Origin of the sequence: Chromohalobacter beijerinckii, from assembly GCF_023061185.1 — a bacterium.
Taxonomy (GTDB): Bacteria; Pseudomonadota; Gammaproteobacteria; order Pseudomonadales; family Halomonadaceae; genus Chromohalobacter; species Chromohalobacter beijerinckii.
The window spans coordinates 1-24,887 of record NZ_JAKGAK010000013.1 but is presented as its reverse complement, the minus strand read 5'-3'; the positions used below and the strand labels follow the sequence as shown (position 1 = coordinate 24,887).

The window sequence follows — 24,887 nt, the reverse complement described above, 5'->3', positions numbered from 1 at the left end:
CAGCTTGCCACGTTAGCCTTCTATCCCCGCCACCGGTGTCTTTCTTCAAGTCGTACATCGCTTACCCCAAAGCCAGGAAGATCAGCACCACGGTCGCGCCCAGCGTCATCGAAACGGCATAGTGGCGCAGCCGCCCCGTCTGGGAGCGCGTCAATAGCCAGCGCAGGCCGCGCGCCAGCAACGGCACCAAGTTGCACAGCCCGTTGATCCAGTCGCTACGCCACAGCCACACCAGGCCACGGAACGGTTTGACCAGTACTGCATCGAACAGGGCATCGAAGCCCCAGGCGTGATGCCACAAGCGCCACAGGCGCGCACCTTCCGGCAGGGCGACCAAGCGCGCCACCAGCTCGCGTCGCCACGCGAACAGCCACAGCGCCACAGCCACACCGCCCACGGCGACCAGCATGGCACCGATTTCCAGCGCATGGCGTCCGGCTTCCTTCGCCGCGCCGGGGCTTGCCGGCAGCACCTCGTCGAGCGGCGGGTGAATCCAGGCGCCCACCAGCGTCGAGAGTACGATCAGCACGACCAGAGGCAGACCATGCACCAGGCCGCGCCCGCCCTCGGCATCCCGGCTATGATCGCTGCCCGGCGTGCCATGGAAGGTGCCGACGATCAAGCGCACGGTATAAAGCGAAGTCAGCAGCGCGCCGACCAGGCCCGCCATCAGCAAACCGATATGCCCGGACGCCAGCGCTTCCCAGAGGATCTCGTCCTTGCTGTAGAAGCCAGCCGTCACCAGCGGCAATGCGGCCAGCGCCGAGCCACCGACCACAAACCCGGCATAGGCCAGCGGCAATTTGCGCCACAGCCCACCGAGGCGTCGCATGTCCTGCTCGTGATGACAGGAGACGATCACCGAGCCGGCCGAGAGGAACAGCAATGCCTTGAAGAAGGCATGCATCATCAGATGGAAAATTGCCGCATCGAAGGCCCCCACGCCCAGTGCCAGGAACATGTAGCCGATCTGGCTCATCGTCGAATAGGCCAGCACGCGTTTGATATCGGTCTGCGCCAGGGCGGCGAACCCGGCCATCAGCAGCGTCACCGCACCGATCCAGCCCACCAACGTCAGAACATCCGGCGCCAGCAGGAACAGGCCATGCATGCGCGCGATCAGATACACCCCGGCGGTGACCATGGTCGCCGCGTGGATCAGCGCCGAGACCGGCGTGGGGCCGGCCATGGCATCGGCCAGCCAGGTGTGCAGCGGCAACTGCGCGGACTTGCCCAGCGCCCCGCCGAGCAGCATCAACGTGGCCAACTCGACCATCAGGTCGCCGTGTGCCCAGACCTGCGGCGCCCGTGCCAACAACGTCTGGATATCCAACGTGCCAAGCTCGACGAACAGGATGAATAGCCCGATCGCCATCAACACATCGCCGATACGTGTCACCAGGAAGGCCTTGAACGCCGCCCAGCCATTGGCCGACTCATGGTAGTAGTAGCCGATCAACAAATAGCTACACAGGCCGACGCCTTCCCAACCGAGATACAGCAGCAGCAGGTTGTCGCCCAGCACCAACAGCACCATGCTGAACACGAACAGGTTCATATAGGCATAGAAACGGCGAACGCCCGTGTCGCCGCGCATGTACCAGGCCGCGAACAGATGGATCAAAAAACCCACGCCGGTGATCACGCCGAGCATCGTCAACGACAGCCCATCGACCAGTAGCCCCATCGACGGCTGGAAATCGCCCACGTCTATCCAGGTCCAAAGTTCCATGACCTGCGCCGCCGAGCCGTGCCCGAGAAAGTCGAGGCCCACCCACACGGTCGTCGCCGCCGCCAGTCCCAGCGCGGTGACCCCCACCGTCGCCGCGCCGCGTAGCGACAGGCGGTCACCGCTCAGCGCCAGGACTAGACACCCCAATAGGGGAAACAAGAATGTCAGAGTGAGTAGATTCATCCGCGCAACCTGCTTGCCGCATCGATATCAAGGGTCTTGAAGCGCCGATAGAGCTGCAACAACAGCGCCAGCCCCACGCTTGCCTCGGCCGCCGCCAGGGTGATCACCAGCAGGAACATGACCTGGCCATCGGGCTGCCCCCAGCGCGTCCCCGCGACGATGAAGGCGAGTCCCGCCGCGTTCATCATGACTTCCAGGCTCATCAGCACGAACAGCATGTTACGGCGCATCATCAGCCCCACCAGCCCCAGCGCGAAGAGGACCGACGCCAGGATCAAGCCGTGTTCCATGGGAACGCCATTCATCGTGAATTCTCCTCGCTTGAGGTGTCGTCACCGAGCGAGCGCTCGCTGGCGGCGCGCCCGCGGCCATCTGCAGTGCGCTTTCCCGGTACCTGGCGTACCGCATGTGCCTCGTCATGCGCCTCGCTGCGCCCCAGATGCGACGCCGCTACCAACGCAGCCAACAGCAGCATCGCGGCGAGCTCGACGACGACCAGATAAGGCCCGAAAAGCAACGTGCCCACCGCCTTGGCGGTCAAGGTCTCGCCCTCGATACGGCCGCCCACATCGGCGCCGATCAATGTCACTAACAGCACCAACAGCAAAACACCGCTGAGTATCGCCGGCCCCAACCAAGTGCTCAGACGCAACCAAGCGCGCTCCTGCTGCGCGGCGGCCTCGCCGAGGTTGAGCATCATCACCACGAACACGAACAACACCATGATCGCGCCGGCGTAGACGATGATTTCCAGCGCCCCGGCGAAAGGCGCCCCCAGTGCAAAGAACACCATCGCCACCGCGATCAGCGAGACGATCAGGTAAAGCAAGGCATGTACCGGGTGCCGACCGGTGACCACCCCAAGCGTCGCGAGCACGGCAACCACGGCGCTGAGATAGAAGGCGATTTCCATGATGTCTCCCTATCCTAGTCAGGGCATCAACGACTTGACGTTGATCGGCTCGGCTTCGTTCTGCGCCTCACCCTTGTCTTTTCCGGCGATCGACATCCCCGCCACGCGATAGAAGTTGTAGTTATGGTCCTTGCCCGGCCCCGAGATCAGCAGGTCCTCCTTCTCGTAGACCAGTTCCTGGCGACGAAACTCGCTCATCTCGAAATCCGGCGTCAACTGAATCGCCGAGGTCGGACACGCCTCCTCGCACAGTCCGCAAAAGATGCAGCGCGAGAAGTTGATGCGGAAAAATTCCGGATACCAACGACCATCCTCGCTCTCGCCTTTCTGCAGCGAGATGCACGCCACCGGGCACGCCACCGCACATAGATTGCACGCTACGCAGCGCTCTTCGCCGTCGGGATCACGGGTCAGCACGATGCGCCCACGATAGCGCGGCGACAGATAGACCGGTTCTTCCGGGTACTGCAGGGTCTCGCGCTTGCGGAAGGCGTGCATGAAGACCATGCCCAGCGTCCGCAGTTGCGACCATGTTCCCGCGAGCAGTGATTTAATCGTCACGGTCTCCTCCAGTCTCGACGCTTAGCCACCGGCGGGGCTGAATACGAGAATCAGCGCGCCGGTCACCAGCAGATTGATCAGGGTCAGTGGCAGGCAGATCTTCCACCCGAAGCTCATCACCGCGTCATAGCGGGGACGCGGCAGGGCTGCTCGCAGCAGCACGAAAAAGCCTACGAACACGGTAGTCTTGAGCAGGAACCACACGATGGGCGGCAACCACGGGCCGTGCCAGCCACCCAGAAACAACGTCACCATCAGCGCCGATACCAGCACGATGCCCACGTACTCGCCGATGAAGAACATGCCCCATTTCATGCCCGAGTACTCGACGTGATAGCCATCGGCCAGCTCCTGCTCAGCCTCGGGCTGGTCGAATGGGTGACGGTGCGTCACGGCGATGCCGGCGACCAGGAAGGTACAGAAGCCGAAGAACTGCGGCACGATGAACCATATCGTTTCCTGGGCGGCGACGATTTCGCGCATGTTGAACGAACCGGCCATGGCCACCACGCCCATCAGCGACAAGCCCATGAAGACTTCATAGGACAGCGTCTGCGCCGAGGCGCGCATCGCCCCGAGCAAGGCGTACTTGTTGCCACTCGACCATCCGCCGAAGAGCACCGCATAGACGTTGATGCCTGCCATGGCAAAGAAGAACAGCAAACCGATGTGAAGGTCGGCGACCCCCCAACTGGGCGTGATGGGGATGATCATGAAGCTCAACAGCAATGACGCCATGGCAATCGCCGGCGCCAGCACGAAGAAGATGCGATCGGCGAACGGCGGGATCCAGTCTTCCTTGAAGAGGATCTTGAGCATGTCGGCGAGGATCTGCAGCACCCCGAACGGCCCCACGCGGTTGGGACCGTGACGATCCTGCCATAGGCCCAAGAGGCGCCTTTCCACCATGGTCAGCAGCGCCCCAGCACCCACCGCAGCGATCAGAATCACCAATGCTTGAAAAAGTGCGAACGCGATCGCCTCGACCTGTGGCGTCCACCAGCTCATGCGCGCACCTCCTGGGGTTCGAGATGGGCCCACTCAGGCGCGGCCAAAGGCAACCCCGACTGATCCGGCACGCCAATCACGCCATCGGGCCAAGCATCGCTGATCTCTACCGGTAGCGTGAGCTGTCGCGCCCCTAGGTTGAGCGTCAACGTAGCGCCCGGCGACATCCGCAACCGCTCGGCGGCAGCGCGCGACACGGTGAAACGCGTCTCGGCCATGCGTGCCTGGATCGGCTCGGCTCGCGACGAGGTCTCGTCGCCTCCGAACAGCCGCGCCTGCGGCACCGCCAGCCATTGATCGTCATGCGCGGCAAAGCGTGCCGGCAACGTTCGCGCATAGTCGTAATCCCCGGGCAGCGGCCCCAACAACCGCACGCCGGGGTCGCCGGCCCGCAGATGCCCACCGACCTCGTCCTGGAACTTGTTCCAGGCTTGCGGCGAGTTCCATCCCGGCGCCCAGGCGAACGCCACTTCGCGGCGCGGTTCGGCGTAACCGGCATAACCCTCCATGGAGAACGCGAATGGCGTGTCGGGATCCTGCGGTGCGCGGGGCTCGCTGACATCGAGGTTGGCACGCATCGCCGTGCGTCCGCTATAGCGGTGAGGCTCGCGCGCCAAGCGTAGTCCATGCACGCGATAGGCGGCGCTCAACCCGGCATCGCCGGCTGGCGCCAGGGCGGGGTACGTCATGGCCATGTCACGCGTCACTTCATCGAGCGTGAGCGGCGTCACCACCTGACGTTCGACGCTGGCCTTGAGCGCGTTGAGCCACCGCCAGCTTTCGCGGATGCGCGTTTCAGGGCGGATATAGCTGGGCTCGAAGACTTGATAGAAACGCTGGGCCCGGCCCTCCAGGCTGACCAGCGTGCCATCGCTTTCGGCAAAGCTCGATGCTGGCAGCCCGATGTCTGCCTTGTCCCAGGTCGCGGTGCGCTGATGATCGAGCGTGACGATGCAGTCGGCACGCTGCAGGGCGGCATCGATCTGTCCTGCATCGGCCCGTGCGTACAGATCATTTTCGAGAATCACCACGCCATCGGCCTCGCCGCTGGTCAAGCATTCCAGGGCCCAATCCAGCGATTGCCCGCCGAGTAGCGACAGGCCGGTGCTGTTGGCCTCACGGCGCACCAGCGATAACGCCCCGGGCCGTGTCCGACGCGCCAGGGCGCGCGCCACGTTGCCGGCCGCCTCGAGCACCGCCGGTGTCCCCAGCGAGCCCCCCGAGACCACCAGTGGACGCTGGGCCATCATCAAGGCCTCGGCGATACGGCTAGCCAGCACTGTGGTCGCGTCGTCCAGCGCCTCCGGGCAAGGCGCCTCGGAATCGATGTAGTGCGCCACGGCGAAGCCCAGCCGCGCGATGTCGTCCGGAGCGGCGTTATAGGTCTGCTCCGCTAACTCATCCAGTTCGGTCGCATCCGGCGTAGCCAGGAAAAAGGGATGGTGTGCTTCTTGCGCCAGCGTCTTCACCGCCTCGGCGTTCCAGGACGGGATGCCGCGTTCGGCGGCCAGCGCCTCGCCTTTGGCGTTGACTGCCTGGCGAATGGCCAGCGCCATACGCGCGGCGCTATTGATGAGGTCCTCACCGAGCACGAACACCGCATCGCAGTTTTCGATCTCGCGCAGGCTCGGCGACGGCAGGCCACAGCGAGTATTGAGCTCGTTCATGCGTACCAGCAACTCGAGCTCTCGGGCAGCGATGCCCGTGGAGAAGTTGGCGTTCCCCACCAGCGTGCGCAGCATATGATTGCTTTCCAGGCTCGCCCGTGGCGAGCCGATGCCGATCACGCGGCGCGCGTTGCGCAGTCCATCGGCGGCACGATCCAGCGCATCGTCGATTTCCAAACTAATGGTGCCGGCGACCACGCCCGTTTCGCCGGGCTCGGTGCCGACACGCTGGCGCTCGCGCCATTCAGGTACGCGCGGACGATCTTCGCGATTTACGTAGCCATAGCCGAAACGCCCGCGGTCACACAGGAAGTAGTGATTCACTTCACCATGGTAGCGGTTCTCGATACGCCGGATATCGCCGTAGCGCTCGCCGGGGCTGATATTGCAACCTACCGCGCACTGATGGCAGACGCTGGGCGCGAACTGCAAGTCCCACTTACGAGTGTAATGTTCGGAGTGGGTCTGGTCGGTGAAGACCCCGGTCGGGCAAACCTCGGTGAGGTTGCCCGAGAAAGGACTCTCCAGCGTGCCTTCCTGAAAACGTCCGAAATAGACGTTGTCGTGCGCCCCGAAGGCGCCCAGGTCACCGCCGCCGGCATAATCTTGATAGAAGCGCACGCAGCGGTAGCAGGTTATGCAGCGGTTCATCTCATGTCCGATGAACGGTCCCAGATCCTGGTTCCGGTGGGTACGCTTGCGGAATCGGTAACGGCGGCTGTCATGGCCGGTCATCACCGTCATATCTTGCAAATGGCAGTGGCCGCCTTCTTCGCAGACCGGACAGTCATGCGGGTGATTGATCATCAGCCATTCGATGACGTTGGCACGAAACGCCTTGGCTTCCTCGTCTTCGATGGAGATATAGGCGTCGTCCTGCACCGGTGCCATGCAGGACATCACCAGCATGCCTTGCGTGTCGTCGGCGTTCTTGTACTGCTTGACCGCGCACTGGCGGCAGGCACCCACGCTGCCCATGGCCGGGTGCCAGCAGAAATACGGGATATCCAGCCCCAGCGACAGGCAAGCGTGCAGCAGGTTGTCGGCGCCGTCGACCTCGTAATCCCGGCCATCCACGTGAATCGTTGCCATTATCGCTCCTCACCCGTCGTCATCGTCACGTCGTTCATACGCTGCCCACCGGGATCGGGTCGGCATGCGCCTTGCCCTGGCCACGCGTGACGCCACGCTCGAATTCATCGCGGAAATAGTGAATCGCTGACGCCAACGGCATTGCCGCCCCCGGCGCATGCGCGCAGAAGGTCCGGCCCGGGCCCAGGTCCACGGCCAGCGATTCCAGCAAATCGATATCGCCCCGCTCGCCCTCGCCAGCCTCCAGGGCCTGCAGGAGCTTGACGCTCCACGGCAACCCATCGCGGCACGGCGTACACCAGCCGCAGGATTCGCGGGCGAAGAATTCCTCCAGGTTACGCGCCAGCGACACCACGCTTTGATCGTCGGCCACCACCGCGATGAGCCCGGTGCCCAGACGGCTGCCGGCCTTGCCGATGGTGTCGAAATCGAGTCCTAGCTCAAGATGCTCGGGCAGCAGAAAGCCAGTACTCCCGCCGCCGGGTAGCCAGGTCTTGAGCGTATGGCCATCACGCATGCCGCCGGCACGCTCGAGTAGCTCGTTGCCCGTGGTGCCCATGGGCAACTCCCACAAGCCGGGCCGTTTGACCTTGCCGGAGACGCCGTACAGTTTGGTGCCACCATCGCCGCTCTTGCCCTGAGACAGACCCTGATACCAATCCGCGCCATGCAGCACGACGGACGGCACGTTACACAGCGTCTCGACGTTGTTGACCACGGTGGGCTTTCCCCAGGCCCCGCTTTGCCCCGGAAAGGGCGGCTTGGCCCGGGGGCTGGCACGCTTGCCTTCCAGCGAGTTGATCAGCGCGGTTTCTTCGCCGCAGATATAGCGACCGGCGCCGGTATGCAACGCGATATCGAAATCCCAACCGCTGCCGGCCACATCGCGGCCCAGCCAACCGGCGGCACGCGCTTCTTCCAGCGCACGTTGGACCGTCCGCGCGGCGTCGACGTATTCGCCGCGCATGAAGATGTAGCCCTGGTAGGCATTGTTGGCGAAGCCAGCCAGGATCATGCCCTCGATGAGCAGATGCGGCTGCTGTTCGAGCAGCAGGCGGTCCTTGAAGGTGCCGGGCTCCATTTCGTCGGCGTTACAGACGATATAACCACGCGGGATGCCCTCACCCTGCATGGTCAGGCTCCACTTGAGCCCGGCGGAGAAGCCGCCGCCGCCGCGCCCGCGCAGGTTGGCAGTCTTGAGCTCGTCGATCAGCGTCTTCGAGGTCAGGTCTCGAAAGGCGCGCTCGACGCTGACGTAGCCTTGCTGCTCGCGATAGGCGTCGAGCATCACCGACGTTCCGTCGTCGTTGAGCCGGAAGGTCAGCGGATGCGTTTCAGGGCGGCGTTCGTCGCGGTCTTGCAGAATCCGGCTCATGCCTCGTTCTCCCAGTTCATGCGTACGCCTCCAGCAGCTTAGGGATCTCCTCGGGCGTCACCGGCCCGTAAGTATCGTCGCCTATCATCAGCGCCGGGCCCCGGTCGCAGGCGCCGAGACAACACACCGGTAGCAGCGTGAACCGATCATCCGGCGTGGTCTGCCCGAAGCCGATGCCAAGATGCTCAAAGAAGGCATCACGCAAGGCTTCATAATCGGTGAGAAAGCACGAGCTGCTGTCACATATCAGGATCACGTGGCGTCCCACCGGCTGGCGGAAGATCAAGCTATAGAACGTCGCCACACCCTCGATACTCGCCGGCGGCACACCGAGTTCACGTGCGATGGCCTCGATGGCGGCGTCCGGCACCCAGCCATGGCGTTTCTGCACGATCTTGAGCGCCTCGATACTGGCTGCCTGCGGATGTGGGTAATGCTCGCGCTCATGGGCGATGGCCGCCCGATCCTCGTCGTGCAGCACGAAACCGTCGGTGGCGATGGGCGCAGAAGTAGAAGTCGAAGCGTGTGTCATGTCAGCGGTCCACGTCGGCCATCACGAAATCGATACTCCCCAGATGGGCAATCAAATCCGGCACCAAGGAACCGCGCACCGCTGCTGGAATCTGCTGAAGATGCGGGAAACTGGGCGTGCGGATGCGCGTGCGATAGCTCATGGTGTTGCCATCCGAGGTCAGGTAATAGCTGTTGATACCCTTGGTCGCCTCGATCATTGAAAGCGACTCGTTGGGCTTGAGCACGGGGCCCCAGGAGACCTGCAGGAAGTGCGTGATCAGGGTTTCGATGTGCTGGAGCATCTTCTCGCGCGGCGGCGGCGTGGTCAGCGGGTGATCAGCCTTGTAGTCGCCGGCCGGCATATGATCGACGCATTGCTGGATGATACGCAGGCTCTGGCGCATCTCGTCGATGCGCAGCTGGCCCCGGTCGAAGGCATCGCCGTTGGCCCCCAGCGGCACCTCGAAATCGAAGTTCTCGTAGCCGGAATAAGGGCGTTTCTTGCGTAGATCGAAGTCGCAGCCGGTGGCACGCAGATTGGGCCCGGTGACGCCCCATTCGAGCGCCTCACGCGTGGTAAAGGCAGCCACCTGTTTGGTGCGCTCGCGGATGACGGCGTTTTCCATCATGGCGCGCTCGTATTCGACGAGCCGCTTGGGCATCCAGTCGAGAAAGCCCTGCACCAGCTTGTCCCAGCCATTGGGCAGGTCATGCGCGGTACCGCCGATGCGATACCACGCCGGGTGCATGCGAAAACCGGTAATGCCCTCGATGACCTCGTAGGCTTTCTGACGATCGGTGAAGGTGAAGAATACCGGCGTCATCGCCCCAAGGTCCTGCAGATAGGTGCCCAGGAACAGCAAGTGGCTGTTGATGCGGAACATTTCCGCCATCATCACGCGAATGGTCTTGGCGCGATCGGTGACTTGGATGCCCGCCAGCTTTTCCACCGCCATCACATACGGCAGGTTGTTCATTACCCCGCCGGTGTAGTCGATGCGATCGGTATAAGGAATGTAGCTGTGCCAGGACTGGCGCTCGGCCATCTTCTCGGCGCCGCGATGGTGATAGCCGATGTCGGGGACGCAATCGACCACGACCTCACCGTCGAGCTGCAGGACGATGCGAAAGGCACCGTGCGCGGAGGGGTGATTGGGCCCCAGGTTGAGAAACATGTAGTCCGTGTTCTCATCCTTACGCTTCATGCCCCAGGATTCGGGATCGAAGCGCAGCGCTTCCTGCTCGGTATCCTGACCTTCAACGGTCAGCGTATAGGGATCGAACTCGGTGGCGCGCGCCGGATAATCCTTGCGCAGTGGATGGCCATGCCAGGTGGGCGGCATCAGCAGGCGCGTCAGGTGCGGGTGGCCACGGAAGTCGATGCCGAACATGTCCCAGACTTCGCGCTCGTACCAGTTGGCGTTGGGGTAAAGGCCAGCGACGCTGGGCACCTCGAGATCGCGCTCGGACAGCGCCACCTTGAGCATGAGATCTCGGTTTCGCGACACCGACATCAACTGATAAAAGACCGTGAAGTCCGCAGGGGGCAAATCCGCGCGATGGCTACGCAGACGCTCGTCGATGGCATTCAAGTCGAAGAGCATCTCGAAGGGCTCGGGCATGTCCCGCAGGAAGCCGAGCACCTCGAGCAGGTGCTCGCGGTCGAGCCACAAGACCGGCATGCCGGTGTACGTCGATTGTTCGACGAACACGTGGTTGCCGAAGCGCGCAAATAACGCCTGGACCACCGGGTCATCGGCGTGCGAGTGATTGGCGTATGGCGATTGAACTGCGCTCATGATCGGTTTTCATTCCCCGGCAAGGTGGATCGACTTCGGATAGCAGGCGACGGCATCAGGCACGGGGCCTACACCTCATCCGGGGAACGCAGTTCCGTCACGGCGATACGCCGGTCACGATTCGCCTCGCGCTGCGAGGGCATCTCGGCGCGATACACGCCCTGATCGCCAACCACCCAGGAAAGCGGACGACGCTCCTGCTGAATGGAGTCCTGAAGCAGTTGCAACCCTTGCAGAAACGCCTCGGGACGCGGCGGGCAGCCAGGTACGTAGACGTCCACCGGGAGAAACTTGTCGACGCCCTGCACCACTGAGTAGATGTCGTACATGCCCCCAGAATTGGCACAGGAGCCCATCGAGATCACCCACTTGGGTTCGAGCATCTGATCGTAAAGCTGCTGAATGACCGGCGCCATCTTGATGAAACAGGTGCCGGCGATGACCATGAAGTCGGCCTGACGTGGGGAAGCGCGAATGACCTCGGCCCCGAAACGCGCCACATCATGCGGCGCGGTGAAGGCCGTGGTCATTTCCACATAGCAGCAGGAGAGGCCGAAGTTGTATGGCCACAGGGAGTGCTTGCGCCCCCAGTTGACACTATCGTTGAGTACATCTTCCAGCTTGCCGGTGAAGACGTTGCGGTGAACCTGCTCCTTCATCGGGTCATCGGTGGTTTCGCGCTTGTCCAGCGGATAGCTTGCGCTACCCGGCGCTGGCTCACTATCCGCTCGCGTCAGGGTATATTGCATGATGCGCCTCGAAGCTCTGAAAAAGAAAATTCGGGTATCTGGCGCTATGCCGGCCGTCGCCGGCTCAAGACCGCCTCCAAGGCGGTACGCTCATCGATCCGTCACGATATCGGGCGATTGACCGCGCTTGCGTGGTGCCCATTCCAAGGCGCCGACACGACTATCGTAGATCAATCCCGCCAACAGGATGAAGATGAAGACGGCAGCGCCCGCAAAGCCTTCCCAGCCCACCTCGCGGACCGATACGGCCCAGGCGAACAGGAACACGGCTTCGATATCGAAGATCACGAACAGCATCGCGACCAGATAGAACTTGACGGAAAAGCGTTGACGGACATTGCCGGTACCGACAACACCCGATTCAAAGGGGAGGGACTTGCTACGACCATGGCTACGACCGCCAAGCAGACTCGCGGCACCGATCATCAGGGCACATAGCGTGAATACAGCTATTATGAATAGCCCCACGGCCCAATATTCAGCGATCAGCGCGGTTGCCTCATCGGTCATTGCCATGCCTCACAAGCAGCGGATAGCGCGGTAGGGCGCTACCCCAATATTCGTTATCATCGAGATGCACGCACCTCGTAGCGCCATTCACGTTGCCTGCGTGTGGCGAGTCCCTACGATTCTAGGGGATTTAGCGGCACCTGTCAGGAAGACCAACGATAAAGTTAGTAAGTTAACGCCATGCCGAGCACCATGATCACCACTCACAGGGCTTAGTCCGTAAGTCATCACTTACGCTGGAGGCGTTATTCAGCAAAGATTGTTTTAATAAAAAATGATCCGAAGGGGCACTCTGACCTTTCGCCAGGTGTCAACGAAAGTCTAAGTTACCCAGGCACATCCTGCGTTGCTGCACCACATGCCCTGTTCACCGAACGTTTTGCCGGTATCCTACGCACCCAACAAGCAAGCGCCCAAGCCACAATGGGCGCGCACCACGCCAGAACACTGAAGGTTAGGCCATGTCCACCGCTCAGACACCTCCCAATGTCCTCACTATCGCCGGCTCCGACCCTTCGGGTGGCGCCGGGCTGCAAGGGGATATCAAGACGTTTTCAGCGTTGGGCACCTATGCCACCAACGTCATCACGGCGGTAATCGCCCAGAACACGCAAGGCGTACGTGCCGTGCACCCGATCCCCGCCGAGATGATCGCCGAGCAACTCGATAATCTGCTCGGTGATGTACGCATCGACGCGGTCAAGATCGGCATGGTGGCGAGCATGGACGTCGCCACGGCGATTCGCGACGCTCTGACCCGCTACCGGCCACGTTGGGTCGTGCTCGACCCGGTGATGGTCGCCAAGAGCGGCGACATATTGGTCGATCGTGCCGGCATCCACGCGGTGCGTGATGTCTTGGTTCCACTGGCCGATGTGATCACGCCCAACCTACCGGAAGCGGCCGTGCTACTGGGTACCGATACCCCACGTACCACGCAGGCAATGGCAACATTGCTACCCGAGCTGACGCACCTCGGCGCCCCGTATGTGGTGCTCAAAGGTGGGCACCTCAGCGGTAACGCCTGCCCGGATCTTCTCGCGACCCCGCAGGGTGTGGAATGGCTCGAGGCACCGCGCATCGCCACCCAGAACCTGCATGGTACCGGTTGTGCACTGTCCTCGGCGGTGACCGCCTATCTCGCCCGCCTACCGGGCGAAGCCAATGCCCACGCCGATATCCACGCGGCAATCGGCAACGCCAAACGTTGGTTGCATACGGCGTTGGACGCCAGCCAGCATCTCGATGTCGGTCAAGGGCGCGGGCCGGTGCATCATTTTCACGCCTGGTGGTGAGAACACGCAGGCATACGCGGAGCTTATCGTCACCCTATACTTGCAGAGAGCGTCGGAGGCAACCATGCTTTGCTTCACCGCCATGCCACCCATGGCGTAGCGGTCACTACCATCCTGCTCGACGTCAGCGCGGTGTCGCCTGCATTCGCACGCCGCCTTCTCGTAGGAGGGACGTATCATGCCTCAGACCTTATTATTGGCTTGCGACCTGTCCGCCGAAAACCGTGCCGCTTTCGCACGTGCCGTGAAACTGGCCCATGCCCAAGGCTGCCGCTTGGACATCCTCCACGTCCTCGATCCCTATCTGCCGCATCAGGCACTGCACGATCTGGAGGCCGGCGTCGTCCATGAGCTCGAGCGTCAGTTGACCGATATTCGCGAGGATTACGCGCTTACCGCACCCGAAACCTTGATACAGACGGTCACCGGAGCGCCCTATGCCGAGATAATCCGCGAAGCGCATGACCGCGATGCCACCATGATCGTGCTCGGCACCCACCGTAAACGCGGTCAGCACGCGCTGGTCGGTGGCACGACCCTGGCCCGCGTACTGAGCCGTGCGCCGTGCCCGGTACTCACCGTGAGCCACAGTCCCGAGCAAGCGTGGCAAGACGTGCTAGTGCCGGTGGATTTTTCGCTGGCCAGCCGCCACACCCTGCGCGACGTGCTGACACATTTCCCCCAGGCACGCTTGACCCTACTGCATGCTTGGCACTTACCCGGCGACGATGAAATGGGCTCCGATAGCGGCTATGCCCGCTGGCGCGAGCGCGAACTCGCCGCGCGCCGCATCCGCCTGGAAGCGGAAATCGACAAGCTCATGGAAGAGGTCGGCGACGTGCCGGAGCTTGAGCTGGTCCTCGAGCAAGGCGACCCCGGCGAGGTGCTGATGGATTACCTGCGTCGCCAACCGCCCGATCTGCTGGCACTCGGACACCAGGACCTGGCGCTCTTCGGCCGGCACCAACCGGCGCCCTTGATTGAGCGCTTGCTCGCCGAAGTGCATGTGGACATGATGGTGTGCCGCGCCTGGTAGCGCGAATATTCATCTCTTCGCGTCCACAAGGATTCTTGCCATGCGAGCCGTCATTCAACGTGTCCGCCATGCCAGCGTCGACGTCGACGACCGCACCACGGGCGCCATCGAGCAAGGCATAATGGCCTTGATCGGCGTGGCGCCCGAAGACACCCAAGCCCACGCCGATAAAATGCTGAATAAACTGCTCAAACTGCGCATATTCGGCGACGAGGCAGGCAAAATGAACCTCAACGTGCAGCAGGTAGAAGGTGGCTTGCTGCTGGTGCCGCAATTCACCCTCATGGCCAACACCGCCAAGGGCCTGCGGCCGGGTTTCGATGGCGCCGCGGCACCCGCCCATGGCGAGGCGATATTCGATTACTTGGTGGCGCGAGCGCAGCAGGCTTGGTCGCGCGTCGCTACCGGCGAATTCGGCGCCGACATGCAGGTCTCGCTGCTTAACGATGGGCCAGTGACCTTTATCGTCGAGACATAAAGGCCGGTGACCCGCGCTCATTCGCCGAGGGTAGGCGTCCACCTCCGCGTATCAAGCGTCGTCCGTTAACGCCGCTTCGCGCTCCTCGATCGCCTCTTCGGCCTCCAGCCAGCGCTGTTCGAGCGTCTCGAGACGGCTCTGCGTATCGCCCTGGCGCCCCAGCAAGTCGGTCAGCTCTGCCTTGCGCGCGCTGTCCTGATACAGACCTTCGTCGGCCAGGGCAGCTTCCAGATTCTCCAGCTCAGCCTGGGCCGCGCTCATGTCACGTTCGATCTTGTCGCGCTCACGCTTGAGCGGTCGCAACTTTTCACGCAGCTCGGCGGCGGCGCGGCGCGAGGCTTTACGGTCGCCCTTGGGTGCTTCTGCGGTCACCTGACGCTCGGCCTTTTCCTGGCGCGCATCGCGCCGCTCGCCCTCGAGACGCGCCTTGAGCCAGGCGCGGTAGTCGTCCAGATCGCCGTCGAAGGCAGTGACACCGCCATCCACTACATGCCAGAACTCATCGACGCTGGCGCGCAGCAGGTGGCGGTCGTGGGAGACGATGATCACCGCCCCCTCGAACCCGGCCAAGGCCTGGGTCAAGGATTCGCGCATTTCAAGATCGAGGTGGTTGGTAGGCTCATCGAGTAACAACAGGTTGGGTTTTTGCCAAGCGATCAACGACAGCGCCAGGCGCGCCTTCTCGCCCCCAGAGAAGTTCCCCACACTGGCGAAGACGTCATTGCCGTGAAACCCGAAACCACCCAGGAAGTTGCGAATCTCCTGTTCGCTGGCCGTAGGCGACAGCCGCTGGATGTGCACGAACGGCGTGGAACTCACATCGAGATGTTCGAGCTGATGCTGGGCAAAGTAGCCGATCGCCAGGTTATCACCCGGCACGCGCTTGCCCTCCAGCAACGGTTGCTGCGCCGTTAGCGCCTTGATCAGCGTCGACTTGCCCGCCCCGTTGGCGCCCAGCAGCCCGATCCGCTGTCCCGGCAAGATGCTTACGCTGACGTGCTCGAGCAACGGCGTTTGACCATATCCCAGCGTAGCGTCATCGAGCACCAGAAGCGGCGAGGAGGTCTTGTCGGCACTGGGCAGGGTGAAATGAAACGGTGAATCGGCATGCGCGACGGCGATGGTTTCCATGCGCTCAAGCATCTTCAAGCGACTCTGCGCCTGACGCGCTTTATTGGCCTGGGCGCGAAAGCGCGCCACAAAGCGCTCGATCTCCTCGCGGCGAGCTTGCTGCTTGGCCGCCTCGGCCTGGGCACGCGCCTGACGCTCGGCTCGCGTTCGCTCGAACGTCGAATAGTTGCCGCGATACAGCATCAACTGGCGTTGCTCGAAGTGCACGATGTGATCGCACACCGCGTCCAGGAAGTCGCGGTCGTGGGAAATCAGCAACAGCGTGCCGGGATAGCGTGTCAGCCACTGTTCGAGCCATAACAAGGCATCGAGATCGAGGTGGTTGGTGGGCTCGTCGAGCAGCATCAGGTCAGACGGCATGAACAGCGTTTGCGCCAAGCTGACACGCATTCGCCAACCACCCGAGAAGTCCGATAGCGGGCGATATAGGTCATCCTGCGTGAAGCCCAGCCCTACCAGCATCTGCTCGGCGCGCGGGCGCGCGGTATAACCCTCGAGCGCTTCAATTTCGCCATGTAACTCGGCCTCGCGGTGAACCGCTCCGTTCGCCTGAGCCTCGGCCAGGGCACGTTCTGTGGCACGTAACTCGGTGTGACCATCGAGGACATGCTCGACCAGTGCCCGGTCGAGCGCCTCCACCTCCTGCGCCATATGCGCAATGCGCTGCCCACCGGAAAGCTCCACCGTGCCGCGCTCCGGGGTCAGCTCTCCCAGCAACAGCTTGAACAGACTCGACTTGCCCGAGCCGTTGGCGCCCACGACACCCGCCTTGGTACGGTCGTGTAACGTGAGGTCGGCGTTCTCGATCAGCGGCTGGATCCCGCGTTGCAGCGCGAGTTGGCGAAATGCGATCATGCCCGCTCCGGTGGTGATTCGGTGAGTTACGCCGCCATGCCTGCCAGGACGGCTGGAGATTGCCCATGCATTCTACCCAATTGTGCGATGTCCTGCGGAATCCACCGCTTTGGGATTATGCCTTGGCGTTGTACCAGCGCCCCGGAGTCGCCGACGCCTGCTTGCAGCTACAAGATACGGCAGGGGCGGATGTCTGCGAATTGTTGTGGCGCTGCTGGCTCGATCATCACGCTCTCGTGCCCACCGAGCAGACGTACAGCACGCTGGATGAGATCCGTGCCTGGCAAGCCGAGGTCACACAGCCGATCCGCTACCTACGCCGCATGCTCAAGCCGCGGGCGCGACATGCACATGACGTGGCGACGCTGCGCGATCATCTCAAGGAAGCCGAGCTACTCGCCGAACGCGAAACACTGCGCCAGTTTCAGGCACTCAGCGAGACGTTGCATGCCGTCCGCAAGCGCCGGGCGGACGACACCAGCCTGACAATGCAGCTAACACGCTGCTTGACCATACACGAGCCAGCACAAGAAGCCGCGCTGGCAACGCTGACCACCCAAAACACGGCTCACCATCCATAATACGTTATCGCTTCGCAATCAGCTCAACGCTCGAAAAGCGTATATCACGCATGTGCGGACACGCCATTGACGAGTGGCGCTCACCCCGCAAACTCTGTAGGTTTTATAGAAGCCAGTCCGATTGATCGCGACACCTTCACGGCGCGGTACGGACGTCGAGATCCATGCCATTCGCACGACGAATCGGCCATCACAAAAAGGACTCTACGACATGACACCTTCACAGCCTGGCAATAGCGATGAAAAGGCTGAATCACGCAGTGCCTTGCTTCGTGTACTGGGAACTATCGATCATGGCCTAGGCATCATCGAGCGCGTGATCATCGCGGGGGGCGTACTCGCCATGGCCGTGCTCATGAGCGGTCACGTCGTCGGCAATCTGCTATTCGATCAAGGCATCCCCGGCACCTATGAAGTAACCGAGATGCTCATCGTGGTGATCACCTTCGTCGGTGTCGGCTATGCAGCTCGTAATGCCCGCCATATCAGCATGTCGGCGATCTATGACCAGCTCAGCGGCCGCTGGCGCAAGGCACTCCTCATCCTGATTTGTCTGGGCACTGCGGTATTGATGTTCTATTTCGCCGACAAGTCCATCGACTATGTCATGGCCATTCATGATCGCGGTCGTAACAGTGCTTCATTGAACATCCCGCTATGGATCGTCTATCTCGCCCTCCCTGTCGGCTTCATTCTCGCCGGCGTGCAATACCTGCTCACCGCCGTGCGCAACCTGGTCAGTGACGATATCTATCGTGCCTTCAACGAAAAAGAGGAATACGACGAAGTGCCCCCGGAAGCGGAAGAAGGCAATGGCAATGGCAATGGCAATGATGCACGCCGCGATGCCTGAACTGCCTCTCCGAAACACGACCGCCATCAACGCGAGGACGTAAAACAATGCTAACTTGGCTAGCCGTGATCATGCTGGTGCTGCTGCTGCTCGGATTCCCCATGATGGTCCCTCTGGCGGCGGGCACGCTGTTCATGATGTTCACCGATATGACGTTTTTCGGGCCCGACCAAGCCGTGAGTTGGATGATCAATGGCATCGGCAGTTGGGTACTCGCCGCCGTGCCCATGTTCATCTTCGCTGCCGACATTCTCACCAAAGGCCATACTGCCAACCGCCTGCTCGATGTCGTCGATGTCTTCACCCGTCATGTCCGTGGGGGGTTGCCCATCACTACCGCCGCCTCGTGCGCCTTGTTCGGGGCTGTATCGGGCTCTACGCAGGCCACCGTGGTCGCCATGGGTGGACCGATGCGTCCTCGTCTCCTGGCGCGGGGCTACCCTGACAGTTTCGCTCTGGCCCTGATCATCAACGCCAGCGATATTGCGCTGCTGATTCCACCCAGCATCGGCTTCATCGTCTACGGCGTGGTCATGAAGACTTCGATCGGCGACTTGTTCCTCGCCGGCATTCTCCCCGGCCTTCTGATCCTGGCCATGTTCGCCGTGTACTGCTATATCGGTGCACGCCTGAAAGGGATCGAACCCGAGCCACGCGCCACCTGGGCGGAACGCTTCAAGGCGGTTCGCAGAGTCATTCTGCCGTTGGGTTTCCCGGTGCTGGTGGTCGGCGGTATCTACGGCGGCTTCTTCAGCGCCGTCGAGGCCTCGGCAGTCGCGGTGGCCTATGCCTTTCTCCTCGAGGTCGTCATCTACCGTCAGGTATCGATCCGTGACCTCGGTAGCCTGGCACTCTCTACCGGCATGATCACCGCCGTGGTCTTCATCCTCGTCGCCATCGGCGCGGCGTTCTCACAGACCCTAGGCACCGCCGGCGTACCGGAGCAAATTCTCGGCCCCATCATCGAAGGTATCGGCGACAACCAGTTTCTGGCACTGCTGCTGATCGCTGCAGCCTTCTTCGTGGGCTGCATGTTCGTCGACCCGATCGTGGTCATTCTGATTCTGGTGCCGATCTTCAAGCCACTGGTCGAAGCCACCGGGTTGGACCCGGTGCATGTGGGCGTGATCGTCACCCTGCAGGCGGCCATCGGCTCGGCCACCCCACCATTCGGTTGCGATATCTTCACCGCCATCGCGGTATTCCGCCGCCCTTACATGGAAGTCATTCGCGGCACGCCGCCATTCATTGCCATCCTGGCATTGGCAACGATCATCTTGATCATGTTCCCGCAGATATCGCTGCTGCTCCCCTCGCTCGGCGGCGACTGAGTGCGCCCGGCCCGGCCTTCGCCGGGCCAGCACGTCGTGGAGCGACCTTCTTTGACGCACCACCATCCGCTAGACACATAAAAACCCCGGAAGCGTGAGCTTCCGGGGTTTTGCATGCGGCATGTCGGTACTTCAGACGTTGGCGGTCAGGCTTACTCCGCCTTGTCTTCGGACTGATCGACATGATCCAGCACGATGTCCAACGCTTTCTGACCACGTTCGCCGACCATATCGACGTAGGTCTGACGCACTGGTTCGGCCAGCTTGCGGAAGGCATCACGCTCTTCCTCGTCCAGGTGGACGATGTTGATGTCGCTTTTTTCCTTGATGGTCTCGAGACGTTCGGAGTTGAATTGGGTCTGGATGTCGTGACCCTTCTGAACCATCTCGTCGAGCGTCGAATCAAGCATCTCGCGCTGATCGTCGGACAGGTCGTCGTACCACTCTTCGTTACCGATGAAGTTGGCGATGAACTGCGACTGATCGGCGAAGATCATGTAGTCCTGCACTTCGTAGAAGCCCATGTTCTCGTGAGCGAAAACTGGCTGGATGTTACCTTCCGCCTGACCTTGCTGCAGGGCGCTATAGAGCTCGCCGTAGGCGATGGTGATCGGCGAAGCACCATAGGCTTCATAGGTCGAACGTAGCAGGCTGTTATCCATGACACGGATCTGGAGGTTATCCATGTCTTCCGGCGTACGGACCTCCTTATTCGTGGTCCAGACCTGATACCCTTCGGGCAAGGCCCCCAGCGGCACCAGACCGCGCTCGCGGAACGAGTCCTGCCACGCATCACTCTTGAGGAAGTCGTCGGAGTTGAGAATCTCGGCCGTTTCCATCTGATCGTTCGGCATGACGTAGTTGAGACTCATCAACTGGCTTTCCGGGACGGTACCGCCCAAGAAGCCAGAGCCGAAGCCAAGCGGAATGGCGCCGCTCTGGATGGCGTCATACAACGCCGAGTAGCTTGACCCCCAGGAGCCATACGGCAGCAACTCGACCGTGATGTCGCCGTCGCTCTTTTCTTCGATCAACTTCTTGAACTCTTCCGCATAGCCGTACTGCACGCTACCTTCGGTCTCTTCGAGACCGAAACGCCAGGTATCGGCGGACGCCGTGGACGCGACACCAACCAAGCCTAAAGCCGTGATACTCAGAACGATATTGCGCAGTTGCATAGAGTTCCCTCTTTCTTATCAATGTAGATTCAGAGAAGAGCAAAGTCGCGTCGATGTCAAGCCGTCGCCCTCCGCACAGATGCGCAACGGCACCGGTGCTGGTACAGTCGAGGGGCGGTGTTTGTTTATCTTGTTAAGGAGTTTTCATGAAACGTTTGATGACGGCTGTGGCATTCGGCGGCCTCGTAGCGACGCCGCTGCTGGCGATGGCTGCCCCGCAGAGCGACGAAGCCAAACTCAGCTATAGCATTGGCGCCACGCTCGGCCAGAGCATTAAGCAGGACATCTCGGATCTCGATACCGACGCCTTTACCCAAGCGGTGGAGGACGTTTACGCCGGCGATGACCTGCAGATGAGCGATGATGAGATCGCCGCCACGCTCTCTGACTTCCAGAAGCAGAAGATGGCTGAGCAGAAGAAGGAAAAGGCGCAGTCAGCCGAAAAGAACCGCAAGGCCAGCGAGGCGTTCCTTGAAGAGAACGCCAAGAAAGACGGTGTGAAGGTCACCGACTCGGGTTTGCAGTACAAGGTTCTCGAATCCGGCGACGGCGAAACCCCAAGCGCCGACGATACCGTGAAGGTCAACTACGAGGGCAAGCTGCCCGACGGTACCGTGTTCGATAGTTCCTACGAGCGCGGCGAACCGATTACCTTCCAGGTCGGTCAGGTCATCGAGGGTTGGCAGGACGCCCTGCAGAAGATGCAGGTCGGCGATACCTGGATGCTCTACGTGCCCGCCGAACTCGCCTACGGTCAGGGCGGCACCGGCGGCCCGATCGGCCCCAACCAGGCACTGACCTTCAAGATCGAGTTGCTGGGCATCGAAGCCGGCGACGACCAACAAGCGTCAGCCAACGAGTAAGCGCTCGTCACGTTAGGCGCCTCGCGGGGCGCCTAACATCTCTCTTCACGCTATCCTCGTCTTTCTACGCATGGCCTTCTTGCCGGACGCTCGCGCTGTGCGTTTTCCACACCCCATCGCCACTACCGCCTGTGGATAGTTTTGTGGAGCGTCTGTGGCTTGGCGGTGAAAACCGGCTTACCTGACCCCATTGAGCCCTTGCATGACGCTCGCCCGCAGTCAAGCACGCCTCGCCAGCGCATCAGAAATCACATATTAAGCCATTGTTTTAATTAATTTTTTAATAAAAGCTGCCACCCAGAGGAAAGCACGGAGTAAGCGTTGGCTTACCCACAAGCCGCATGGTAAGGGCGATTGTTATAATGTGGACAAACGTTACGTGGTATGCCGCGCCTAGCGGTGAATATCGAAGTCGAACCAGCTCCCCTCTTGCCCCTCAGGGGTCTCGAGAATCACCTGTGCCCGCCACGGCATGACCGTTTCCGTGCAAGGACGGAGCTCGCCCACGCCCCGGAAGTGGCCATCCCCGACCGCCTCTAACTCAACCCGAGTAAGGCCCATGTTCATGTCGCGTCCGACGAACTCCACGACCGCCGATTCCACGTCGATACCGGATGTCTGTACATCCAGCGTCAACGGCTCGTACGAGGCGAAGTCGCCGTTTATTTCGAAGCGCAACGTCCCATTCAAGCCAATATCGGTACGGCACGCCCCGTCGCGCAGATCGCAATGCATACGCGGCGGATACCAGGTGACGTTCTCGCGCGAATCACGCAGGTAATAGTCGGCGAGATAACCAGCCGCTACCAGGACCGTTATCAGCGTTACTAGCGTCAGTAGATTGAGCAGCAGCGATCTTACCGGATCTTCATCATGATGTTGCATATCGTTAGGTCGAATCCCATTACCCAGGGGCATCGCGCTAAGCTTACCAGTTCGTGTCCCGGCGAGCTTGGCTGCGGTCAGTGTCCGGTGTCCATGAAGTTGCTCAAGCGGAGGCACAATGAGCGGTGTCACTGGGGCCCTGGGCCCTCTGTTTTTACTGATTCTACTCGGCGCCCTGCTGGGTTGGCGGCGTTTTCCCGGGGGCGATTTCTGGCCCGCGATGGAACGGCTGATCTACTTTCTGCTGTTCCCTGCCATGCTGGTCTCGACGCTGGCCACGGCGGATGTCGCGCAGGTGCCGATCATCCGACTAGCGGTGGCATTGCTGGGCACCATGGCACTGTTCGCGCTGGGACTCTGGTGCGCGCGTCATCGCCTAGCGCTGGCGCCAGCGGCGTTTACCTCGGTGCTACAAGGCACGCTGCGCTTCAATACTTACGTAGGAGTCGCCGGCGCCGCCGCGCTACATGGCCAAGCTGGGGCGACGGTAGCCGCAGTCGCCGTTGCATTGATGGTCCCGCTGGCCAACATTCTCTGCGTGAGCGGTTTCATCGCCGCGGGCACGCTGGGGCCTTCTAGCCTGGGGCGCAGCCTGGCCGCCCTGTTGCGCAACCCGCTGATCCTGGCCTGTGTACTCGGTATCGCCCTCAATGTCACCGGCATCGGTCTGCCGGGTTGGCTGGGCAGCGCCGTCGAACTCACCGGACGCGCGGCCCTGCCGCTGGGGCTGATCGCCGTGGGCGTTGCCCTGCGACCCCGTGCGCTGACAGGACATGGCCATGCGTTCTGGTGGTCGGCCACGCTCAAGCTCGGCGCTACCCCACTGGTGGTGTTGAGCCTGGCCTGGCTGACCGGGCTCGACCCGGTGAGTCGGGATATCGCCTTGTTGTTCGCCGCACTGCCCACCGCCACCTCGGCCTACATCCTCGCCCGCCAGCTTGGCGGTGACGCCGAGCTAATGGCAGCGTTGATTACCGGCCAGACGCTGCTGGCCATGGTGACCTTGCCGGCATGGATGGCGCTGGCCAGTTGAGCCTCAATCGTCGACACGGTTGGCACAAGGCGCGCCACGCTGCAGGCAGGCCACGTTGCCGAGCGTAACCTCGGCGATCTCGGCCAACGCCTCCTGAGTGAAAAACCCTTGGTGCCCGGTGATCAGCACGTTGGGGAAGGTCACCAGACGCTGAAAGACGTCGTCGTCGATGATATCGCCGGAATGGTCACGGAAGAACAGCGAGGTTTCCTGCTCATAGACATCGATGGCCAGTCCGCCCAGGCGGCGCGCCTTGAGCGCGTCGATCACCGCGCGCGTATCGATCAGAGCACCGCGCGAGGTGTTGAGTAACAGCGCCCCCGGTTTCATCGTCGCCAGGGCCTCGGCATCGATCAGGTAACGCGTGTCGTCGGTCAATGGGCAATGCAAGCTGATCACATCGCTCTCCGCCAGCAGGCGCCGGCGCGAGACATACTCGCCACCCAGTGTCGTGAACGCCTCACTGGGGTAGCGGTCCTCGCCCAGTAAGCGACAGCCGAGACCGGCGAATATGCGTGCCGTGGCCAGCCCGATGCGACCGGTCCCGATGAGCCCTACCGTCTTGCCGTGCAGCGTCATGCCCAATAGGCCCTCGAGCATGAAGTTACCCTCGCGCACGCGATTGTAGGCCCGATGCGTGCGGCGGTTCAGTGTCAGCAACAAGGCCAGGGCATGCTCGGCCACCGCCTCCGGCGAGTAGGCCGGCACGCGCACCACCGCGATGCCCAAACGTACGGCGGCCTCGATGTCGACATTGTTGAACCCGGCGCAGCGCATGGCCACGAAACCTACGCCTTGGGCCGCAAGCGCCGCCAGCACGGTGGCGTCCAGGGTATCGTTGACGAAGGCGCACACGCCGTCGGCGCCATGGGCCAGCATGACACTCTCCGCGCTGAGCGCCACCTCGTGATAGCCGATCTGGAACCCATGGCGCGCATTCGCGGCCTCGAAGAAACGCCGGTCATACGGCTGGGCACTGAACATGGCGATATGCGTCACGAAAAGCCTCCCGATGCACCCAAGTGAAAAATATTCTCGTTACGCTTGACGACTCAAATGAGAATGGTTTACCTTAACAATCGTGGCGCCGCCAAGCGCCACTGACCTAAGCAGCGAATGTCAGGTTCCTGCCCATGGTTATCTCCTCATCAAGCTAGTCACGGTCTTTAAGCCGCCCGCCCGGGCGGCTTTTTTTATGCTGCGCACCAGGGCAGCGCGCACTTTGCCAGTATCTTGTTCGTCTGACCGTGATTCAGATCAGCCAGA

23 protein-coding genes are annotated in these 24,887 nt (G+C 61.8%); 8 read left to right on the top strand and 15 right to left on the bottom strand.

Features of this window, described 5'->3' with window-relative positions; genetic code table 11:
* Positions 1-61: 61 nt before the first annotated feature.
* The 11 genes from nuoL to ndhC all read right to left on the bottom strand — a co-directional run bounded on the left by nuoL (position 62) and on the right by ndhC (position 12,102).
* A complete protein-coding gene (gene nuoL / locus L1075_RS10785; protein ID WP_246894389.1) occupies positions 62-1,915 on the bottom strand; it encodes an NADH-quinone oxidoreductase subunit L in 1,854 nt (617 codons plus the stop codon).
* Positions 1,912-2,220 (bottom strand): NADH-quinone oxidoreductase subunit NuoK, encoded by a 309-nt coding sequence (gene nuoK / locus L1075_RS10780; RefSeq protein ID WP_040240027.1) that lies wholly within the window; start codon positions 2,218-2,220, stop codon positions 1,912-1,914. Before nuoK ends, nuoL begins: the two co-directional genes overlap by 4 nt.
* Positions 2,217-2,828, bottom strand: coding sequence for an NADH-quinone oxidoreductase subunit J (gene nuoJ, locus L1075_RS10775; protein ID WP_246941812.1), 612 nt, complete (start codon positions 2,826-2,828; stop codon positions 2,217-2,219). Before nuoJ ends, nuoK begins: the two co-directional genes overlap by 4 nt.
* Before the next feature lie 18 nt (positions 2,829-2,846).
* Positions 2,847-3,389 (bottom strand): NADH-quinone oxidoreductase subunit NuoI, encoded by a 543-nt coding sequence (gene nuoI, locus L1075_RS10770; RefSeq protein ID WP_040240032.1) that lies wholly within the window; start codon positions 3,387-3,389, stop codon positions 2,847-2,849.
* Positions 3,390-3,410: 21 nt separating this feature from the next.
* Positions 3,411-4,397, bottom strand: a complete 987-nt coding sequence (nuoH, locus tag L1075_RS10765; RefSeq protein ID WP_246941808.1) for an NADH-quinone oxidoreductase subunit NuoH — start codon at positions 4,395-4,397, stop codon at positions 3,411-3,413.
* Positions 4,394-7,156, bottom strand: coding sequence for an NADH-quinone oxidoreductase subunit NuoG (gene nuoG, locus L1075_RS10760; protein WP_246941807.1), 2,763 nt, complete (start codon positions 7,154-7,156; stop codon positions 4,394-4,396). Before nuoG ends, nuoH begins: the two co-directional genes overlap by 4 nt.
* Positions 7,157-7,190: 34 nt before the next feature.
* Positions 7,191-8,531 carry an NADH-quinone oxidoreductase subunit NuoF gene (gene nuoF, locus L1075_RS10755; RefSeq protein ID WP_246941805.1) on the bottom strand — a complete coding sequence of 447 codons (1,341 nt, stop codon included), beginning with the start codon at positions 8,529-8,531 and terminating at the stop codon, positions 7,191-7,193.
* 16 nt (positions 8,532-8,547) lie between these two features.
* Positions 8,548-9,063 carry an NADH-quinone oxidoreductase subunit NuoE gene (gene nuoE / locus L1075_RS10750; RefSeq protein ID WP_040240036.1) on the bottom strand — a complete coding sequence of 172 codons (516 nt, stop codon included), beginning with the start codon at positions 9,061-9,063 and terminating at the stop codon, positions 8,548-8,550.
* 1 nt (position 9,064) lies between these two features.
* Positions 9,065-10,843, bottom strand: a complete 1,779-nt coding sequence (gene nuoC, locus L1075_RS10745; protein ID WP_040240038.1) for an NADH-quinone oxidoreductase subunit C/D — start codon at positions 10,841-10,843, stop codon at positions 9,065-9,067.
* A 68-nt stretch (positions 10,844-10,911) separates the two neighbouring features.
* A complete protein-coding gene (locus tag L1075_RS10740; RefSeq protein ID WP_040240041.1) occupies positions 10,912-11,592 on the bottom strand; it encodes a NuoB/complex I 20 kDa subunit family protein in 681 nt (226 codons plus the stop codon).
* 90 nt (positions 11,593-11,682) lie between these two features.
* Positions 11,683-12,102, bottom strand: a complete 420-nt coding sequence (gene ndhC / locus L1075_RS10735; RefSeq protein ID WP_040240044.1) for an NADH-quinone oxidoreductase subunit A — start codon at positions 12,100-12,102, stop codon at positions 11,683-11,685.
* Between the two features lie 461 nt (positions 12,103-12,563).
* On the opposite strand from ndhC, the gene thiD reads away from it, so the two are divergent.
* The 3 genes from thiD to dtd all read left to right on the top strand — a co-directional run bounded on the left by thiD (position 12,564) and on the right by dtd (position 14,911).
* A complete protein-coding gene (gene thiD / locus L1075_RS10730; RefSeq protein WP_040240047.1) occupies positions 12,564-13,397 on the top strand; it encodes a bifunctional hydroxymethylpyrimidine kinase/phosphomethylpyrimidine kinase in 834 nt (277 codons plus the stop codon).
* Between the two features lie 178 nt (positions 13,398-13,575).
* Positions 13,576-14,433: a universal stress protein gene (locus L1075_RS10725; RefSeq protein ID WP_040240050.1), complete on the top strand. Its 858-nt coding sequence runs from the start codon at positions 13,576-13,578 to the stop codon at positions 14,431-14,433.
* A 40-nt stretch (positions 14,434-14,473) separates the two neighbouring features.
* The gene (gene dtd / locus L1075_RS10720) at positions 14,474-14,911 is read left to right on the top strand and encodes a D-aminoacyl-tRNA deacylase (RefSeq protein ID WP_040240053.1); all 438 of its coding nucleotides are present in this window, start codon (positions 14,474-14,476) and stop codon (positions 14,909-14,911) included.
* 51 nt (positions 14,912-14,962) lie between these two features.
* Here the strand turns inward: dtd and L1075_RS10715 are convergent, their stop codons facing one another.
* Complete coding sequence (locus tag L1075_RS10715; protein ID WP_040240055.1) at positions 14,963-16,897, bottom strand: ATP-binding cassette domain-containing protein; 1,935 nt, start codon at positions 16,895-16,897, stop codon at positions 14,963-14,965.
* Between the two features lie 65 nt (positions 16,898-16,962).
* Here L1075_RS10715 and L1075_RS10710 point away from each other — a divergent pair, with 65 nt between their 5' ends.
* The 3 genes from L1075_RS10710 to L1075_RS10700 all read left to right on the top strand — a co-directional run bounded on the left by L1075_RS10710 (position 16,963) and on the right by L1075_RS10700 (position 19,662).
* Complete coding sequence (locus tag L1075_RS10710) at positions 16,963-17,478, top strand: TIGR02444 family protein (RefSeq protein WP_052444883.1); 516 nt, start codon at positions 16,963-16,965, stop codon at positions 17,476-17,478.
* Positions 17,479-17,689: 211 nt separating this feature from the next.
* Positions 17,690-18,331 (top strand): TRAP transporter small permease, encoded by a 642-nt coding sequence (locus tag L1075_RS10705; protein WP_246941802.1) that lies wholly within the window; start codon positions 17,690-17,692, stop codon positions 18,329-18,331.
* Between the two features lie 47 nt (positions 18,332-18,378).
* Complete coding sequence (locus L1075_RS10700; protein ID WP_040240057.1) at positions 18,379-19,662, top strand: TRAP transporter large permease; 1,284 nt, start codon at positions 18,379-18,381, stop codon at positions 19,660-19,662.
* A gap of 152 nt (positions 19,663-19,814) precedes the next feature.
* On the opposite strand, the gene dctP is transcribed toward L1075_RS10700, so the two are convergent.
* Positions 19,815-20,840, bottom strand: coding sequence for a TRAP transporter substrate-binding protein DctP (dctP, locus tag L1075_RS10695; RefSeq protein ID WP_040240059.1), 1,026 nt, complete (start codon positions 20,838-20,840; stop codon positions 19,815-19,817).
* 146 nt (positions 20,841-20,986) lie between these two features.
* Between dctP and bamJ the strand changes: the two genes are divergently transcribed.
* Positions 20,987-21,703 carry a BamJ family beta-barrel-assembly machinery protein gene (gene bamJ / locus L1075_RS10690; protein ID WP_246941799.1) on the top strand — a complete coding sequence of 239 codons (717 nt, stop codon included), beginning with the start codon at positions 20,987-20,989 and terminating at the stop codon, positions 21,701-21,703.
* Between the two features lie 393 nt (positions 21,704-22,096).
* Here bamJ and L1075_RS10685 read toward each other — a convergent pair whose 3' ends face one another.
* Complete coding sequence (locus L1075_RS10685) at positions 22,097-22,588, bottom strand: hypothetical protein (protein WP_246941796.1); 492 nt, start codon at positions 22,586-22,588, stop codon at positions 22,097-22,099.
* Positions 22,589-22,706: 118 nt separating this feature from the next.
* Between L1075_RS10685 and L1075_RS10680 the strand changes: the two genes are divergently transcribed.
* Entirely contained in the window at positions 22,707-23,621 is a 915-nt protein-coding gene (locus L1075_RS10680; protein ID WP_040240063.1) for an AEC family transporter, read from the top strand.
* Between the two features lie 3 nt (positions 23,622-23,624).
* Here the strand turns inward: L1075_RS10680 and L1075_RS10675 are convergent, their stop codons facing one another.
* A complete protein-coding gene (locus L1075_RS10675) occupies positions 23,625-24,620 on the bottom strand; it encodes a 2-hydroxyacid dehydrogenase (RefSeq protein ID WP_306610429.1) in 996 nt (331 codons plus the stop codon).
* Between the last annotated feature and the right edge of the window lie 267 nt (positions 24,621-24,887).